Annotated in this window: 18 protein-coding genes; 17 read left to right on the top strand and 1 reads right to left on the bottom strand. The window is 68.5% G+C overall.

Annotation, left to right across the window (positions count from 1 at the left end):
* Positions 1 to 176 precede the first annotated feature (176 nt).
* The 3 genes from ACFYR0_RS29605 to ACFYR0_RS29595 all read left to right on the top strand — a co-directional run bounded on the left by ACFYR0_RS29605 (position 177) and on the right by ACFYR0_RS29595 (position 4,078).
* A complete protein-coding gene (locus ACFYR0_RS29605) occupies positions 177 to 1,352 on the top strand; it encodes a hypothetical protein (RefSeq protein ID WP_389334674.1) in 1,176 nt (391 codons plus the stop codon).
* A gap of 930 nt (positions 1,353 to 2,282) precedes the next feature.
* Positions 2,283 to 3,518, top strand: coding sequence for a helix-turn-helix domain-containing protein (locus ACFYR0_RS29600; RefSeq protein WP_389334671.1), 1,236 nt, complete (start codon positions 2,283 to 2,285; stop codon positions 3,516 to 3,518).
* Positions 3,500 to 4,078, top strand: coding sequence for a flavoprotein (locus ACFYR0_RS29595; RefSeq protein ID WP_389334668.1), 579 nt, complete (start codon positions 3,500 to 3,502; stop codon positions 4,076 to 4,078). The genes ACFYR0_RS29600 and ACFYR0_RS29595 overlap by 19 nt, the downstream gene beginning before the upstream one ends.
* Positions 4,079 to 4,294: 216 nt before the next feature.
* Here the strand turns inward: ACFYR0_RS29595 and ACFYR0_RS29590 are convergent, their stop codons facing one another.
* Positions 4,295 to 4,690 (bottom strand): GntR family transcriptional regulator, encoded by a 396-nt coding sequence (locus ACFYR0_RS29590; protein WP_389334665.1) that lies wholly within the window; start codon positions 4,688 to 4,690, stop codon positions 4,295 to 4,297.
* Positions 4,691 to 4,854: 164 nt separating this feature from the next.
* On the opposite strand from ACFYR0_RS29590, the gene ACFYR0_RS29585 reads away from it, so the two are divergent.
* The 14 genes from ACFYR0_RS29585 to ACFYR0_RS29520 all read left to right on the top strand — a co-directional run bounded on the left by ACFYR0_RS29585 (position 4,855) and on the right by ACFYR0_RS29520 (position 15,781).
* On the top strand, positions 4,855 to 5,154 hold the full coding sequence (locus ACFYR0_RS29585; RefSeq protein WP_389334662.1) for a hypothetical protein: 300 nt from the start codon (positions 4,855 to 4,857) through the stop codon (positions 5,152 to 5,154).
* Positions 5,151 to 6,140 (top strand): DUF2637 domain-containing protein, encoded by a 990-nt coding sequence (locus ACFYR0_RS29580; RefSeq protein ID WP_389334659.1) that lies wholly within the window; start codon positions 5,151 to 5,153, stop codon positions 6,138 to 6,140. The genes ACFYR0_RS29585 and ACFYR0_RS29580 overlap by 4 nt, the downstream gene beginning before the upstream one ends.
* Positions 6,137 to 6,787 carry a GGDEF domain-containing protein gene (locus ACFYR0_RS29575; RefSeq protein WP_389334656.1) on the top strand — a complete coding sequence of 217 codons (651 nt, stop codon included), beginning with the start codon at positions 6,137 to 6,139 and terminating at the stop codon, positions 6,785 to 6,787. Before ACFYR0_RS29580 ends, ACFYR0_RS29575 begins: the two co-directional genes overlap by 4 nt.
* Positions 6,784 to 7,530: a DNA methylase gene (locus ACFYR0_RS29570; RefSeq protein WP_389334653.1), complete on the top strand. Its 747-nt coding sequence runs from the start codon at positions 6,784 to 6,786 to the stop codon at positions 7,528 to 7,530. Before ACFYR0_RS29575 ends, ACFYR0_RS29570 begins: the two co-directional genes overlap by 4 nt.
* On the top strand, positions 7,530 to 7,913 hold the full coding sequence (locus ACFYR0_RS29565) for an RRQRL motif-containing zinc-binding protein (protein ID WP_389334650.1): 384 nt from the start codon (positions 7,530 to 7,532) through the stop codon (positions 7,911 to 7,913). Before ACFYR0_RS29570 ends, ACFYR0_RS29565 begins: the two co-directional genes overlap by 1 nt.
* Positions 7,914 to 7,987: 74 nt before the next feature.
* The gene (locus ACFYR0_RS29560; protein ID WP_389334647.1) at positions 7,988 to 10,243 is read left to right on the top strand and encodes a cell division protein FtsK; all 2,256 of its coding nucleotides are present in this window, start codon (positions 7,988 to 7,990) and stop codon (positions 10,241 to 10,243) included.
* A 139-nt stretch (positions 10,244 to 10,382) separates the two neighbouring features.
* Positions 10,383 to 10,634: a hypothetical protein gene (locus ACFYR0_RS29555; protein WP_389334644.1), complete on the top strand. Its 252-nt coding sequence runs from the start codon at positions 10,383 to 10,385 to the stop codon at positions 10,632 to 10,634.
* 36 nt (positions 10,635 to 10,670) lie between these two features.
* Positions 10,671 to 10,859, top strand: coding sequence for a hypothetical protein (locus ACFYR0_RS29550; RefSeq protein WP_389334641.1), 189 nt, complete (start codon positions 10,671 to 10,673; stop codon positions 10,857 to 10,859).
* Positions 10,860 to 10,870: 11 nt separating this feature from the next.
* Positions 10,871 to 11,479, top strand: coding sequence for a hypothetical protein (locus ACFYR0_RS29545; protein ID WP_389334638.1), 609 nt, complete (start codon positions 10,871 to 10,873; stop codon positions 11,477 to 11,479).
* 3 nt (positions 11,480 to 11,482) lie between these two features.
* Positions 11,483 to 11,992 carry a hypothetical protein gene (locus tag ACFYR0_RS29540; RefSeq protein ID WP_389334635.1) on the top strand — a complete coding sequence of 170 codons (510 nt, stop codon included), beginning with the start codon at positions 11,483 to 11,485 and terminating at the stop codon, positions 11,990 to 11,992.
* A 90-nt stretch (positions 11,993 to 12,082) separates the two neighbouring features.
* Positions 12,083 to 12,982, top strand: coding sequence for a bifunctional DNA primase/polymerase (locus tag ACFYR0_RS29535; RefSeq protein ID WP_389334632.1), 900 nt, complete (start codon positions 12,083 to 12,085; stop codon positions 12,980 to 12,982).
* On the top strand, positions 12,979 to 14,139 hold the full coding sequence (locus tag ACFYR0_RS29530) for an AAA family ATPase (RefSeq protein ID WP_389334629.1): 1,161 nt from the start codon (positions 12,979 to 12,981) through the stop codon (positions 14,137 to 14,139). The genes ACFYR0_RS29535 and ACFYR0_RS29530 overlap by 4 nt, the downstream gene beginning before the upstream one ends.
* Positions 14,136 to 14,330 (top strand): helix-turn-helix domain-containing protein, encoded by a 195-nt coding sequence (locus ACFYR0_RS29525; RefSeq protein ID WP_351364262.1) that lies wholly within the window; start codon positions 14,136 to 14,138, stop codon positions 14,328 to 14,330. The genes ACFYR0_RS29530 and ACFYR0_RS29525 overlap by 4 nt, the downstream gene beginning before the upstream one ends.
* Positions 14,327 to 15,781 (top strand): tyrosine-type recombinase/integrase, encoded by a 1,455-nt coding sequence (locus ACFYR0_RS29520; RefSeq protein WP_389334626.1) that lies wholly within the window; start codon positions 14,327 to 14,329, stop codon positions 15,779 to 15,781. The genes ACFYR0_RS29525 and ACFYR0_RS29520 overlap by 4 nt, the downstream gene beginning before the upstream one ends.
* The last annotated feature ends 25 nt before the right edge of the window (positions 15,782 to 15,806 follow it).

Raw genomic sequence — 15,806 nt, 5'->3', positions numbered from 1 at the left:
GAGTCTTACAGCACCTCGAAGAGAGTGCGCTGATCAGCCGCCAGCAGGCTTAGTAACCGCGCAGGACGTGCGGCGTGTGGTTGTTCAGGGGTTTGCCACGGCCGCGCCTTGCTGCCGTTAGGGATCCAGTGGAAAGTCATTTGAGTGGTCGGTGGAACGGCCTACGATCGTTCGTCATGGTTGTATATGCGAGCTGGAACCGGACGGATGCGTCACCGAGGCGGGCGGCCGAGTCGCACGCCCAGTTCTTCGAGAGGGTCGCCGGTCCGTTCTGGGATCAGGTTCGTGATGCGGTCAACGAGTGGTGGTCGCACCTCCCCGACCAGGTTCAGCCCGGCCTACGTAGTCGGCTGCTGGATCGGAACTCCGACGCCAACGTCTCCTCCGCGCTGTGGGAGCTGTACTTGCACGAGATGCTGCTCGGTTCCGGTTGCAGAGTGGAGATCGAGCAACGAATTGGTACGCGTGGAAATAATCCCGACTTCTTGGTCACCCGGAACGGCGAACAATTTGTCGTCGAGGCAATCTGGACGACCCAGCGCCTGAGCGGGGCCGGGTCTAGCCCGGCCCCGCCTCAGCTGGTCGATGCCATCGACCGGGTACCGAGCCCAAACTTCTTCGTGTCGTACAAGGTCGACAGGGTAGGGCCGACAACGCCACCGCAGAAGCGGCTAAGGGCTAGGCTGGAGCAGTGGCTTGCCAGCTTGGACCCCGACCAATTCATCGCCGGGTATGAGCGTGTATCGCTACCCAAATATACTTGGCAGGAAAATGGCTGGTGCCTCACGTTTGAGGCGATCCCTCGCAGCCCCGATAGCCGAGGTAACCCGACGAGCAGGGCAATCGGCTTCCACCCCGCTGCATGGCTTGATGACAAGACCGATCGAGTGCTCGAAGCCGTCAAAAAGAAGGGCGGGAAATACGGTGACCTAGCGCTGCCGTTCATTGTGGCAGTTGGCTATGCGGCCCCTTTCCCTGAGGATGAAGACACCGCGAGGGCGCTGTACGGGACATCGGTGGTTGAGTATGCCGACACTGGTGAACCAACCATCGGCCGAATGTCAGGCGGCTACTGGAATGCTAACCACGGCCATGCCCGGGTCAGCGGCGTGCTCGTCGTCGGCAACCCAGCCCCCTGGACCTGGACGAAACACACCCCCGTCCTTTGGCAAAGCTGTGACCCCAAGTCGATCCCCTCCCCGGTTCTTCCTCCCTGGGCCACCGTCCAGCTGGTCGACGTTCAGGTCGAACGCCGCCCCGCAGCATTCCCCATTCATGCCGCTCTCGGCCTGCCCGAGCACTGGCCGACCGGCGATGCCTTCCCTCGACGTCACCAGGGCAACCTCGGCTGACGGCAGCGACCGTCGCCGGTGTCAGCTACAGCGTTCACCTGTGACGACAGTGAGGCTCGCCAGACCTTGAGGTCGTCAAGTGCCGAGCCTTCGTAGTTGAGGCGTCGTATGCCGGCGTTGCTGACGAGCTGTATGCCATCAGGGTGTTACAGACCCTGGGGTGCGACACATCCTTGATGTCAGACGGACGTCGTAAGGTCGACCCAATCGAGCTCGATGGAGGTTAAATGCCAGAGGGTTTAGGCGAGTTGAGATGGTGGTGGATCAAGGCGCGAAACCCAGGGGTCGACAGGCTGTTTCTGTACTACCCAAACAGTGGGGTGGCGGACGCTCAGGTCCTGCGCGTGTGCAGTCGACTTGGTCATGATCACGCTGTCCTCATCTGGAACATCTGCCACGAGTGCCGAAGCGGTCTGATCGCGAAGATCTCGATGATTCCTGAATGGCAGCGTCAGGGGCTGGGGCGCCGACTTGTGCGATGGGCGCTACGTGGGGGACCGGACTACGACTGGGCTACCTCAAGTCAGTCGCCTGACGGTCAGCGGTTCTTCCCTGTACTGGCACGCGAGACCGGCGCAGCGCTCACCAACAAGGGAAAGACGTGCGCGCACATCGACGTGGCAAACCGGGCCTTTCCCAGGCCTCAACTCGTCCGCGACGTCTGAGTGTGTTGTCCCTGAACCGGACACCCCGGACAGCCTTCGTTCCAGCTGTCCGGGGTGTTGGCGCAGGTGAGAGCCGTAGTCGGACATCCGGACAGTGTGGACAGCTCCTACTGCGGTTCCATCGGACCCGGACAGTCCGTCCGGGTTCCGGCTTGCTCCGTGCCACACGCTGTTCATGGTGGCGGAAGGGCTGAGATCGCTCACCTGTTCTCGTCGCATCGGTACCGTGAAGGCGCCCCTACTCAGCAGCGGGAGGCAACACCCCATGCGTGGTCTTGGAGATCACCTCAGCATCGGCGAGCGCATCGCGTTCTACCGGAAGCGCCGCGGCTACACGCAAGAGGTGCTGGCCGGCCTGGTCGGTCGGAGCACTGACTGGCTGGCGAAGATCGAGACCGGCCGCAGGAAGCCGCCCCGCATCGACATGCTCGCGGAGCTGTCGCGCATCCTGCGCGTGTCACTGGGAGACCTGCTCGGACAGGCCGTCCTCATGGAAGACGAGCGGCAACAGGACGACGTCCCCGCCGTGCGCGACGCCCTTATGAGTCCGCGCCGGCTGTCCCGTCTCCTCTTCGGGCCGGACGCTGAGGCCCAGCTCCCGGCACCTCTTCCTGTGGCTGTGCGCGTGGAACATGGATGGAACGACTACCAGGGTGGTCGGCTCGGTAGCGTCGTCGCTGCGTTGCCTGCCCTACTTCAGACCGCTCAGGAGCTGGAGGAGCGAGCGGCGCGCGGTGGCGAAGATCGCGGCGACTGCTGGGCAGTGTCGGCCCGCACCCACCATTTGGCGGCTACGACGCTCGCGAAGATCGGCGAATCGGACATCTCATGGCTCGCCGCCGAACGCGCGATGCGAGCCGCTGACGAGTCGGATGACCCCCTGGTGCTGGCGTCCGCAGCACGTTCGGGCACGCACGCCTTGCTCGCCAACGGGCGCTATGACGACGCCCTTGAGCTGGGCAACACGGCCGCAGCCTGGCTGTCGTCTCAGGTGACCGATCGCAATCCGGCGGCCCTCAGTCTGCTGGGAATGATCCACCTGCGCGCCGCTGTCGCGGCGGCGCGCCATCAGGACCGGCCCTCCGCAACGGCACTGCTGAACCGTGCCGAGGAACTCGCGGAGGATCTCGGCTCGGATGAGAACTACTGGCAGACCTGTTTTGGGCCGACGAACGTGCTGCTTCACCGCCTGTCCATCGAGCTGGACCTCGACAACGTCTCGTACGTGGTGGAGCACGGTCGGATCAACGTCGACCACATGCCGCAGGAACGCAGCGTCTCGCATCGCATTGACTTCGCGCGTGCCCTGTCGCTGGCCGGGCAGGGTGATGATGCCTTCGCAGAGTTGCGTACGGCTGAGCGCACGTCGCCGCAGCTCGTGCGCAACAATCCGAGGGTGCGCGAGACGCTGCGGGACCTGATCAAGCAGTCTCCGGTGACGGGTGGCTCGCGTTCGTCGGACGTGTTCGCGATGGCTCAGCGGTGCAGGGCGGTGCAGTGAGTTCAGGCAGGCGTGGGGTGCTCGGAGTCGTCGGTTCGGCGGCTGGGGGCGTAGAAGCGTTGCGCACTGGGCTGGTGGAGCCCGCCATGGGGCGCGGATGGCGGGTGGCCGTCACGCTGACGCCGACCGCAGGTCAGTGGCTGCGCATGAGCGGCGAGCACGAGCGGTTGGAGAAACTGACCGGTCTGCCCGTGCGCGATGAGCCGCGCCTTCCTGGCGACGCCCGGCCGCATCCGCCGGTTGACTGCTACGTGGTCGCCCCCGCGTCCGCCAACATGGTCGCCAAGCTCGCGATCGGCCTGATGGACAATCAGGCGCTGACGCAGGTCGGCGAGGCCATCGGCACTCTCGGTCTCCCTGTCGTCGTCTTCCCTCGGGTGAACGCGGCGCATGCTCGCCACCCCGCCTGGCAAGGGCACATTGACGCACTACAGGGGGGAGGCGTGCATCTGGTCTACGGCCCGGATGTCTGGCCGCTGTACGAGCCGAGGGATGCGCCGGCAGGGCGTGAACTCCCGTGGGCGGCCGTGCTGGACGCTGTGGATGAAGCCGCCCAATGACGAGTCGTCAACATGCCTGATCTGCAAGGAAAGAGGACCCGGACAGTCTGTCCGGGTCCTCTGCTGTTTCCGATTGCATGCTCATTGGCATGTCAGGGATCAATGAGCGAAGCAGCGAGTCGGGAGGTCTGACCCCTGCCGAACTCGCCGCGATCAAAGAGAGCCTGAGCCAGGCGCGCGCAACGGCTGAACGGCTGCTGAGGCGTGCGGACAGGATCACGGCGTGGGTGGAGTCTCGTTACCGACGAGCCGCTCAAGACGGTCGAGCCGATCACCGAGCGTACGAAGCGCATCGTGAATCGCGCTGAGTTCAGCGGAGAGCGCGGTGAACGCAGGGCTACTGCCCGGCTCAGTGCCGAGCGGCACCGAAGGATCGCGGACGAAGGTTCCGCGGCCCTGTTGGGTGAGCACGAGCCCCTCGTCACGGAGCTGCCCGTATGCGCTCTGCACAGTCATGAGCTGCACGCCAAGGTCTTTGGCGAGCTTGCGAGCCGCGGGCAACTGATCGCCCGATTCGTACGAGCGGTTCGGACCCGCGATCTTCGCCCGGAAATCAGCGGCGATCTCCTTGGCCGTGGGCGTCTGCTTGGGCGCTTCTGGGCTCTGCTCCATGGGTTCGAGAGTAGCCGGACCTAGGTCAATCTCTGCTCGCCGCTCATCTCTCTTGACAGTCAGATTGACCTAGGTCAATCTGAATATGGCCGCGGCACTGGGACTCCCCAGCAAGGTCGCCCGCCGCTGCGGTTCTCCCTGCTCCTTCAACCCAGGAGAGCACCATGCGTACGTACGTCGGTCATCAACAGGCCGTCTCCGCTGAGGACTTCGCCGAACTGGCCCTTGGCACCCCGGTTGAGCTGTGGCTCGGGGTGGAGGGAGAGAGCGAGATGGAGCGCGCGGCCCGCTTGGACGCGGCGCGCGACATCCTTGCCGACCCCGAGTACAGGAACCTGCCGGATGACGTGGCCCGCATCGCCGCTGAGGTGATCGAGGCGCACGCCCCGGAGCTGTTCAACGTCGTTCCGCTGGCGCGCCCGGCGGGGCGCCGCCGGTCCTCCCGGACGGGAGCCGCGGCATGACGACGGCAACCGAGATGGCACGGCCGGCGGTTCCGCCGCTGACGAAGCCGGAGACGGGCCTTGCCGGACTGGGCGCGCTGGCCGCGGCCGGCGTGGGCGCTCTGGGGCTGATCGCCTCGTTCGACGCGGTCTCCTCTGCCGCCGCGAGCTGGGGCTTCGGCTCGCCGTGGATGCTGCCGGTCGGTATCGACGTGGCCATTCCGGTGTTCACCGTGGCCAACCTGCTGCTGATCCGGATGGATATGGCGCTGGCGTGGGTGAGGTTCGTGCCCTGGTTACTGACGCTGATCACGTGCGGGCTGAACGTTGCGGCCGGGCACTCGCTGTGGGCCAAGGTCGCGCACGGCACGATGCCGCTGCTGTGGGTGGTCTTCTCAGAGATCGGTGCCCACGTCTACGCCGTCCGCATCGGTGCCGCCACCGGCCGGCGGATGGAGAAGGTGCGGTTCTCCCGCTGGATGCTCGCCCCGCTGTCGACGTTCGCCCTGTGGCGGCGGATGACGCTGTGGGAGATCACGTCGTACTCCGAGGCGCTGAAGCGGGAGCGTGAGCGGCAGTTGGCCCGTGCAGCCTTACGCGAGCGGTTCGGCCGGCGGTGGCGGTCGAAGACCCCGCGCCCGGAGCGCGTGCTGCTGAAGCTGGGCGAGCTGGCCCCGGCGAGCGAGGACGTCCCGCCCGCGCCGCAGCAGACGAAGGAGCCGAAGCCGGAGGCGCCCAAGGCGCCGCGCAAGCGCCCGGCCGCCACCAAGGGCAAGGCCAAGACCTCCAAGGCGCAGCGGACCCCGGCGGAACTGCTCGCCGAGGCGCGTGAGGCCACGGCCGACTGGGCCGATGACGCGATCAACGCGGAAGCCATCCGGACAACGCTGCACTGCTCGGCCGCCAACTCCCGCGTGCTGCGCGATCTGCTGCTCAACGAGCGTGCTGAGGGGCGCCGCCTGCACTCCGTCGACGGCGACGAAGGGACCGAGGGGGAGGCGGCATGAACACCTTGCTGACCGTGCTGGCCGCAGCGGCTCCGATCGCCTCCGGCTGGACGGCGCACACGCTGTGGCTGCGGCGGCGCCTGAACGTCGCACGTCGTGACCCGCTCACCGGGCTGCCCACGCGCGAGGCGTTCACCCGCCGCGCCACTGTCCTGCTGCGGGACCCGCGGGCCGTCGTGGTGCTGGCCGACGTGGACCGCTTCAAGCAGATCAACGACACCTTCGGCCACGCGGCCGGAGACGCGCTGCTGAAGGCAACCGCGGACCGGCTCGCCCACCACGTCGGCCGCTCCGGCGTGGCCGGGCGGCTCGGGGGCGACGAGTTCGCCGCCGTCCTGATCGACGACCACGGCGCCGCCGCCGACATGCTCGCCGTGCTGCACGGCGTGCTCGCCCGGCCGGTCGACGGCCAGGACCTGGCCGTGCGCACCACGGTCTCTCTCGGCTGGGTGCGTGCCGCGGACTTCCCCGGCGACGACCTGTCCGCTCTGCTGCGGCGGGCCGATGAGGCGATGTACGTGGCCAAGCAAGCCCGCACCGGAACCCGCCGCGCCGGACTCGGCAGGCTCTTCGCCACCCTGGCCGGCCGTCGAGCCGGTCGCCCCGGCGCCCGTGCCGAGGCGCCAATTGTGGGGGTGACGGCATGAGGCGCCGACCGCGGGTGCTGGATCTGTTCTGCGGTGCGGGTGGTGCCGGAATGGGCTACTGGCGGGCGGGATTCGACGTGGTCGGGGTCGACTTCGTGCCCCGCCCCTCCTACCCGTTCGCGTTCATCGAGGGTGACGCCGTGGACGCGTTCCGGGAGATGGCACAGGACTTCCACCTGGTACACCTCTCCCCGCCCTGCCAGGCGTCCTGCGCGCTGACCAAGGGCACCAACAAGGGCCGCGCCTACGCCGACCTGATCCCGGCCGTACGGGGATTGTGTGAGTGGTACGGGGTGCCGTACGTGATCGAGAACGTGCCAGGCTCCGGACTGCGGCGGGATCTGACGCTGTGCGGGGAGATGTTCGGGCTCGGAGTCATCCGGCACCGCTACTTCGAGGTGGGCCTGTACTGGCGGCCTGTCCCGGCCGTGCACAAGCCACACCGCGGGCCGGTGCGCGGCTGGCGTCACGGAGTCTGGCGGGACGGCCCATACGTCGCCGCTTACGGCAGGGGCGGCGGTAAGGCCGGCGTGGTGGAGATGCAGCGTGCCATGGACATCACGTGGACCGACGTCCACGAGGAACTGACCGAGGCGATCCCTCCCGCCTACACCCGCTATATCGGCGAACAGTTCGTCACCACCGGCGAGTGGGGCGCCCGCTTCGAGCCCGACCCGAGCGCGCGCATGCGGCACTTGGCCCGCCCCGGAGCGCACCTCCGCGAACTGGCGGTGGTGGCCTGATGCCCGCCTACTCCAAGTGCTTTGACCCGGACGGCGCCCGGTTCGGCATCCCTACGTTCCCGTGGCGATTCGCCCCCGACGGCTACGCGACTCGTCGACAGCTGCGGGAGGCCGGGTTGCGGCCGGGCGGTCAGCCGGTCGCCGCGCAGGTGATGCGCAGTCGCCGAGGCCGCAAGGCGGGGGTTCAGGTCGCGTACCTCTACCGCGTCGACCTCGCGAAGCCGGTGCGGCCGATGACCTCCCGCAAGTGGGGTGCGCTCGCCCTGGCGATGCTCGCGCGCCGCACCTGCCCGCAGTGCCAGATCACCTACGGCTACTGCATCCCGACCTCGCTCGGGATGTGCGTCCCGTGTGCCTACCCCGATGAACAGCGCGCTGCGTGACCTGTACGGGGCCCGGTCTCAACCGACCAAAGCAGCGACCGGGCCCCGCATCCTCCAGAGAGAAGGAACCCTCAGTGAAACACCCCGACGACGACAACGAACTCTTCAACCGACTTGAAGCCGAGATGGCTGCCGACTCCACGGGCGATGTGGTCGACCTGAACAAGGCCCGATCCGCCCGTACCGAGTCGGCCGACTCCTCGCGCAGCACGCCGCCCGACTCCGGGTCCGACCGGTCGGCCGACGCGAAACCGACCGAGTCGGCCGACCCGAGCGAGGGGGAGTCGGGCGACTCCGGCCCGACCCTGGTCGACCGTGCGGCGCCGACTCAGTCGGGCCCCGGTCTGATCGACCGCATCCGTGACTCCAGGAGGCTGGACATCCTCCCGGCGTGGGTGAAGTCGGGTCCGGAGTTCGCCGACGCGATGTGGTGGCTGGCCGGGCACGTCTGGCACACCATCGCCTTCCATGCGGTGCGCGTGCTGTTCCTGTACCTGCCCAAGCTCATCTGGCGATCCCCGCGGGGCCTGGCCAACACTCTGACCCGCGTGGGCCGGTGGGCGGTTGACGCGGAGGGCGAGCCGCTGCGGCAGGCCGAGGCACGACGCGAGAACTCCGAGCTCTACCTGAAGCTCTCGCGGCAGCGTGACCGTCGGGTACGCCTGCGCATGCTCCTCACAATCCTCGGTGCCCTGTTCGCCCTGGGCATGGGCTTGTTCCTGATCTACGGCGCGGAGTTGCTCACGCAGGTCATCGCCGCCACGGTCACCGTGCTGACGCTGGGCTGGCTGGGCGCGCCGGCGGATGCGCCGCTGGCCACCCGCGCGGTCATCAAGACCGAGGTGCAGAAGCTGACCAGCGACATCGTGGTCAAGGCCATGGCGTCCATCGGCATCGGCCAGATCGCCTCCGCGGTCGCGAAGGGCCAGGACGGCATAAAGTTCGTCGCCCCGATCACCCGCGAGGGTCCGGGCTGGCGCGCGGACATCGACCTGCCGTTGGGCGTGACGGTCGCGGACGTGGCCGACCGGCGCGCCCGGCTCGCCTCCGGCCTGCGCCGCCCTCTCGGCTGCGTGTGGCCCGACGCCGACCCGAGCGAGCACGAGGGGCGCCTCGTCCTCTGGGTGGGGGACCGGGACCTATCCAAGACGGGCATCGTCAAGTGGCCGCTCGCCGCGGCACGCAGCCACGACATCTTCAAGCGCATCCCGTTCGGCATCGACCCGCGCGGCCGGGCACAGTCCGTGCCGATGATCCAGCACAACATCCTGATCGGCTCACTGCCCGGCCAGGGCAAGACCGCCTCCGTTCGCGTGCTGGCCTGCGGCGCCGCCATGGACCCGTCCGTGGAACTGTGGCTGCACGAGAACAAGGGCACCGGCGACCTGGACTCCCTCGAATGCGTCTCCTACCGGTTCGTCTCCGGTATCGACGACGACTCGATCAAGTACGCGGCCGACTCTCTGAAGCTGCTGCGCGAGGAAGTCATGCGCCGCGCGGCTGCGATCAAGAAGCTGCCGCGGGACCTGTGCCCGGACAAGCGCATCACCCGGCAGATCGCCGACAAGCGCTCGCTCAAGCTGTGGCCGCTCGTGGGCGTGTTCGACGAGTGCCAGAACCTGTTCGCCCACCCCAAGCACGGCAAACAGGCGGGTGACGACGCCGAGTTCATCATCAAGCTCGGTCGCGCCCTGGGCGTGGTCCTCATCCTGGCCACGCAGCGCCCAGACAAGGAATCCCTCCCGACGGGGATCAGCGGCAACGTGTCCATCCGCTTCGCCCTCAAGGTCGCCGGACAGGTCGAGAACGACATGATCCTTGGGACGTCGGCGTACAAGAACGGCGTGCGTGCCACCTCCTTCCGCCCGGAGATCGATGCCGGAAACGGCTACCTCGCCGGCGCGACCGCACTGCCGGTCGTCGTACGCACCGCCTACCTGGACGACAACGCCACCCACGCCATCGCCCAGCGCGCCTACGCTCTGCGCAAGGCCGAAGGAACCCTGTCCGGGCACGCGCTCGGCGAGGACCCCGAGGCCCTGACTGGCCCCTCGTACGACCTGCTCGCCGACGTCGCCGCGGTCGTGCCGCCGTCGGAGGAGCGGGTGTGGAACGAGCGGATCGCAGCCCGGCTCGCGGAACTGCGGCCGGAGATCTACGGCGGCTGGAAGGGCGAGAACGTCACCAGCGCGCTCAAGCCGCACGGCATCAAGACCCGCGACGTGGCCGGAACCACTGACGACGGCACCCGCACCACCCGCCGCGGCATCGCCCGCGCCGACCTCACGAAGGCAATCGCGGAGCGTGACGAAAATCGGGGCGCCGCCTAGCCCGGCTCGGTGCTACCGGTAGCACGTCGTTCTGCTACCGGTAGCACCCCCGCTAGCACCTCACATAGCACCTGATCTGCGATCTAGTGCATAGCAACCCACCTGCGTAAACCCCGGAAACCGCCTGGAAGGGCACCTCATGACCCTCATCGCCCTTGCTATCCCCTGCCTGTCCGCCGTCACACTCGGTTACGTCGCAATGTGTGCGGCCAGCCCGTTCGGCACCTGCCGCAAGTGCAACGGCATCGGCTTCGCCATGGAAACCGACCGCAAGGGACGGCCCAAGCGCGGAAAGAGCTGCCGCCGCTGCAAGACCACCGGCAAGCGCATACGCGTCGGCCGGTGGCTCTTCAACCGTGCCCAGCGGATCTACCGCGAAGGCACCAACTAACCCACCCGCCAACACCACCCGAAGGAGGTTCCGCCCGTGGCCGTCACTGTCTCGCTCGTGGCCCTGTTCGGACTCGTCCTGTTCTTCCTGCTGCGCTCCAAGTCCCTCGGCCACGGCGCCGCGTTCATTGCCGCCGGCTTCGGCTTCTTCCTCGCCTCCACTGGCGCCGCCGGACCCATCAACCAGCTCGCCGCCGCCGTCATCGACGCCATCCAGCAACTGTGAGGAGCCCGGCCATGAACGAACAGACCATCGCCCGGCACCGGCTCGCCGCAGCCCTGCCGAAAGCCGCGCCCGCCCTCGCCACGTCCACCGTTCTCATCCTGGCCCGGATCTGGAACACCAACGGCGCCGAACACTCCGTCGGCAACGCCGTGCTCATGACCGCGCTGTCCCTTGGAGCCGCGGCGGCCGGCGTATGCGCGAGCATCGGCCGAGCCGGAGACTCCGTGATCGCCGGAACCGCGCTTGCTGCGTCCGGCGGGCTCGCCCTCGCCGGAGTCGCCGGATACGCCGACGGGCTGTCCCTGCCACTGCTGCTGTGGGCGCTGGCCACGGCCATCGCCTACGGGATCGCTGCACGGTACTGGCGCACCGACCGCCGCGAGCGCACCGCCTACGAGCGGCAGACCACCGCGCGTCGCGAGGAACACGCCCACATCGAACGCGTGGAAGCCCTGCGCGCCGGAGCACAGATCGAAGTCGCGCGCACCGGCGCCGCCTACGCCGAACAGCTCGCCCAGGCCCTCATCACCCGCGCCGCCTTGCCCGGCTTCGACTTCAAGGCCGTGAACGCCGCCGGACTGCCCGAACTCCCGTCCATCAGCGCCAGCAAGGAGCACTGACCCATGTTCGAGATCCGCGTCATCTGCGACCCGGCCGACACCGACCGCGTCAGCCGCGCCCTGGCCGCCGCATTCGACACCGGCGCGGCACGCCAGTACCCCACCGCTGACGGCGAGCGCCAGCGCCTGTACGTCACGGCCGACCACCGCCCCGAACCGGGACCGTGGCCCACGCCGGAAGAGGCGTACACGCTCGCCCCGAGCATCATCCGCGAGATCGGATGGACCGCCCAGACGGCCGCCGACAAGCCCCACGGCGCGGACATGGACCGGGAGTACTGGCTCCGCAAGGCGGCCGTGCTGGACCGCATCGCCCTGAGCGACGAAGAAGACAACGTCACCGGCGACGCGACCGAGGCAGCCACGCAAGCCGCCCGCTGGCTCATCGCTTACGACCAGGTCGGCAAGCACGACTACCACGGCGCGCCGCACCGACCGGAACACCCGGCCACCAACGCCGAACCGCGCGGCTACGTCCGCCAGGAATACGCCCACTGGGCGAAGACCCACTAGCAACACCGCGGCGGCGGGACTCCCCAGCAAGGTCGCCCGCCGCCGCGGTTCTCCCTGCCCATCCGAAGACAGAACAGGAGAACCCCAAGCATGCCGCACTCGGCTACCTCTGCCCAGCTCACCGCCGCGCTTGACGCAGCGTCGCGTGACTGGCGCGTCTTTCCGCTCATCCCCGGAGACAAGCGCCCGGCCGTCTCCGACTGGGAGAGCCGCGCCACCACGGACCCCGACCGCCTCACCCGCGCGTGGTCCACCGCATCCTTCAACGTCGGCATTGCCACCGGCCCTTCCGGCCTGATCGTCATCGACCTGGACAAGCCCAAGCACCCCGGCGACACCCCGCCGGCCGCTTGGGCCGAGCACGGCGTCACCGACGGCGCCGACGTCCTCGCCATGCTCTGCGAGCGCCACGGCCAGCCCTTCCCCGCCGACACCTACACGGTGCGCACGTGGAGCGGCGGCACTCACCTGTACTTCCTCGCGCCTGCGGGCGAGCCCCTGCGCAACACCGCCGGAGACAGCGCCCGCGGACTGGGCTGGAAGGTCGACACCCGTGCCTGGGGCGGACTCGTGGTCGGAGCGGGCAGCACCTTCGCCGGACACCCGTACGAAGTCCGTCGCAACTGCCCCGTGGCGCCCCTGCCCGGCTGGCTTGCCGAACTCTTGCGCCCGGCTCCACTTCCCCCGCAAACGCCCATCACGGTCGCCCTTACGGGCCTGGGACGGCGCACTGCCTTCCTGCGTTCCGCAGTCAACGGGGAGGTGGAGAGGGTCACCGGCTCCGGCGCGCACGAGCACAACAACGCGCTCTATGTAGCCGCGGTTGCCCTGGGACAGCTCGTGGCCGGGGGTGAGCTGGGCGAAGCCGATGTCACAGGCTGGCTCCTCACGGCTGCTCTTCAAGTCGGCCAGGGCGAGCGCGAGGCCCGGCGCACCATCGCTTCCGGTCTCCGGGCCGGAGCACGGCGCCCCCGGACGGTCGCGGCATGAGCGCCAAGCCCATCCCGCCCCTGCACCTGTACTCCGTGCCCAGCGACCCTGGCACGGCCGCCCCCGCGGTGCTGCCCAAGCGGGAGCGCCCACGGACCGCATGGACGGCCGATCAACTCATGGCCGCTCACTTCCCCGAGCCGAAGTGGGCCGTGCCCGGCATCCTCGCCGAGGGCGTCAGCGTGCTGGCCGGACCGCCCAAGGTCGGCAAGTCCTGGCTCTCCCTCGGCCTGGGCCTGTCAGTCGCGGCCGGCGGCAAGGCGTTCGACTCCGTACCCGTGCAAGGCGGCCCGGTGCTCTACCTGGCCCTTGAAGACACCCCACGCCGTCTCCAGACCCGTATGGGCAAGCTCCTCGGAAGCCAGCCCGCCCCTGCCGGTCTGACCCTGGTCACCGAATGCCCACCCTTCCCCCAGGGCGGCACGGAGGCCATCGCCCAGTGGCTGGACCGCAATCCCGACGCGCGCATGGTCGTCATCGACGTGTTCGCCAAGATGCGCGGACAGGCCCCGGCCGGCGTGTCCGCATACGACGCGGACTATGTCGCCGTCGGCTACGCCAAGCGGCTCGCGGACCACTACGGCGTGGCCGTCGTCCTCGTGCACCACGTCCGCAAGGCAGGGTCCGAGGACTTCCTCACGGAGGTCTCCGGCACCAACGGCATCGCCGGAGCCGCTGACGCCACGCTCGTACTGAAGCGTGCGCGCGGACAGGCCGACGGCATCCTGCACGTCACCGGCCGCGACGTGGACGAAGCCGAATACGCCCTCAGCTTCCAACCCGCCTCCGGCGCCTGGCACCTGTTGGACGGCCCGGTCACAGACCACACCGTCGGCGACACCCGCGCCACGATCCTGCGCTACGTCCGCGCCAACCCTGGCGCCAAGCCGAAGGACATGGCGGGTGAGCTGCCGCAGGTAGACATCGACACGATCCGCCGAACGTGCAACCGCATGGCCGATGCTGGACAGCTCACCAAGGGCCTCGGCGGGCGGTACTACCCGGACACCGAGACCCGGACACAGGGCGCCCAAGAGGTGTCCGCACTGTCCGGCTGTCCGGTTACCCCCTCTGACCAGTACGAAGACCCCGGACAGTCGGAATTGGAGCTGTCCGGCCTGTCCGGTGCGGACGAAGCCGAAGGGATGGCGGAATGAGCGCCCGTACGCGGGACGAGAAGATGACTGTCAAGGAGGTCATCGCTGATCTGAAGGTCGCTCCGTCGACCTTCTACCGTTGGCGCCAGCTCGGGAAGGGGCCCCGCTCGATCAAGCTCCCGAACGGCGACGTGCGGATCAGGCGGTCGGAGTACGAGCGGTGGCTTGCGGAGCGGGAGGATGCTGCGTGAGCGCCGAGAACGACACCCCGACCGGGCGACCTCACGGGTCGGCCCGGCCGGGCTATTCCTTCGACGTCAAGCTGTGGAAGGTGTCCAAGACCGGGCGGAAGTCGCGCCCTTGGCGCCTTCGGTGGGTCGTCGCCGGCCTGGTGCACGGTGCCACGTTTGCCACGTCTGCTCTCGCGGAAAGCCGACGGTCCGAGCTGTGGCAGGCCATGAACCGGCGCGGCGAAGCGTTCGAGATCGAATCGGGGCTACCTGAGTCCGAGGTGCGCGCGGCGGCCGAAGCCGCGGACGCCGAACCGCCGCAACGGTGGTTCGAGTTCTGCCGGAAGTACGTCGCCAGCCGGTGGCGTACGGCTGCGGCCAAGACCCGTGAGGGCATGGCTGACGGTCTTGCGGCTGTGACGCTCGCAATGGTCAAGCGCGGGGACGGCACCCCCGAGGATGAGTTCCTGCGGCTGGCCTTTCGCTGGGGAGTCGTGCCCGCGAACGATGGTGAGGACCCGCCGGCCGAACTAAAGGCCGCGTACGAGTGGGTCACGACGGCTGACCGGCCGTTGGGTGATCTCGCCAATGCTGAGGTGTTCGAGGATGTGCTTTACCGCGTCAGCTACAAGCTGGACGGCACTCCGGCGGCGGGCGACACGTACAAGCGGCGGCGCCGGGCCCTGAACGCCGCTCTCGAACACGCCGTTGCCTCGGGGGAGCTCCTGGAGAACCCGCTTCAGCGAACCCGCAGGAGGCGCGTCGGCTCCCACGACGTGGTGGACCCGCGCGTCCTGGTGAACGCCGTACAGGCTCGGCAGTTGCTCACCGCTGTCTCCTACGTCGGGTCGTGGGATCGCTGCCGTGGGCGGCGCCTGGCTGCCTTCTACGCGGTCCTGTACCACTCGGGGCTACGGCCCGCCGAGGCGGTCGGGCTGCGGCTGTCAGACTGCCACCTGCCAGAGAAGGGCTGGGGTACGTTGACACTGCGGGAGACACGCCCCGTCTCGGGCAAGCAGTGGACCGACTCCGGGGAGCGCCACGACCGGCGCGGCTTGAAGGCGCGCGAGGCGTCTACCGAGCGGCCGGTCCCCATCCCACCAGTCCTGGTCGCCATCCTCCAGGCCCACCTGAAGGAGTTCGGGACCGCCAAGGAAGGGCGCGTGTTCGGCAACGAGCGCGGGGGAGTGGTCGGCTCATCCACGTATTGGCGAGTGTGGGAGGAAGCGCGGGAGTACGCCCTGCCGCCGGAGCGCATCGACTCGCCTTTGGCCGGGCGACCGTACGACCTGCGTCACGCGTGTATCACGCGGTGGCTAAACGCAGGCGTGCCCATCGCTGAGGTGGCCCGGCGGGTCGGCAACTCTCCGGAGGTGATCCACCGCCGATACCACGGTTGCGTCGATGGCCACGAGCAGGCGGCAAACCTAAGAATCGAGAGGTGCCTGCAAGAGGAAGGGGACGAGGTATAGACCTGGTCTTTCCGGAACTCGATCT

Origin of the sequence: Streptomyces sp. NPDC005017 (genome assembly GCF_042873115.1) — a bacterium.
Classification (GTDB): Bacteria; Actinomycetota; Actinomycetes; order Streptomycetales; family Streptomycetaceae; genus Streptomyces.
This window is presented reverse-complemented; position numbering and strand designations above follow the sequence as displayed.

Bases quoted from the DNA above. Each gene is read 5' to 3' on its own strand.
- ACFYR0_RS29530 (WP_389334629.1), top strand. From the start codon at position 12,979: ATGAGCGCCAAGCCCATCCCGCCCCTGCACCTGTACTCCGTGCCCAGC.
- ACFYR0_RS29600 (WP_389334671.1), top strand. From the start codon at position 2,283: ATGCGTGGTCTTGGAGATCACCTCAGCATCGGCGAGCGCATCGCGTTC.
- ACFYR0_RS29580 (WP_389334659.1), top strand. From the start codon at position 5,151: ATGACGACGGCAACCGAGATGGCACGGCCGGCGGTTCCGCCGCTGACG.
- ACFYR0_RS29565 (WP_389334650.1), top strand. From the start codon at position 7,530: ATGCCCGCCTACTCCAAGTGCTTTGACCCGGACGGCGCCCGGTTCGGC.
- ACFYR0_RS29575 (WP_389334656.1), top strand. From the start codon at position 6,137: ATGAACACCTTGCTGACCGTGCTGGCCGCAGCGGCTCCGATCGCCTCC.
- ACFYR0_RS29605 (WP_389334674.1), top strand. From the start codon at position 177: ATGGTTGTATATGCGAGCTGGAACCGGACGGATGCGTCACCGAGGCGG.
- ACFYR0_RS29590 (WP_389334665.1), bottom strand. From the start codon at position 4,690: ATGGAGCAGAGCCCAGAAGCGCCCAAGCAGACGCCCACGGCCAAGGAG.
- ACFYR0_RS29535 (WP_389334632.1), top strand. From the start codon at position 12,083: ATGCCGCACTCGGCTACCTCTGCCCAGCTCACCGCCGCGCTTGACGCA.
- ACFYR0_RS29585 (WP_389334662.1), top strand. From the start codon at position 4,855: ATGCGTACGTACGTCGGTCATCAACAGGCCGTCTCCGCTGAGGACTTC.
- ACFYR0_RS29570 (WP_389334653.1), top strand. From the start codon at position 6,784: ATGAGGCGCCGACCGCGGGTGCTGGATCTGTTCTGCGGTGCGGGTGGT.
- ACFYR0_RS29545 (WP_389334638.1), top strand. From the start codon at position 10,871: ATGAACGAACAGACCATCGCCCGGCACCGGCTCGCCGCAGCCCTGCCG.
- ACFYR0_RS29555 (WP_389334644.1), top strand. From the start codon at position 10,383: ATGACCCTCATCGCCCTTGCTATCCCCTGCCTGTCCGCCGTCACACTC.
- ACFYR0_RS29525 (WP_351364262.1), top strand. From the start codon at position 14,136: ATGAGCGCCCGTACGCGGGACGAGAAGATGACTGTCAAGGAGGTCATC.
- ACFYR0_RS29540 (WP_389334635.1), top strand. From the start codon at position 11,483: ATGTTCGAGATCCGCGTCATCTGCGACCCGGCCGACACCGACCGCGTC.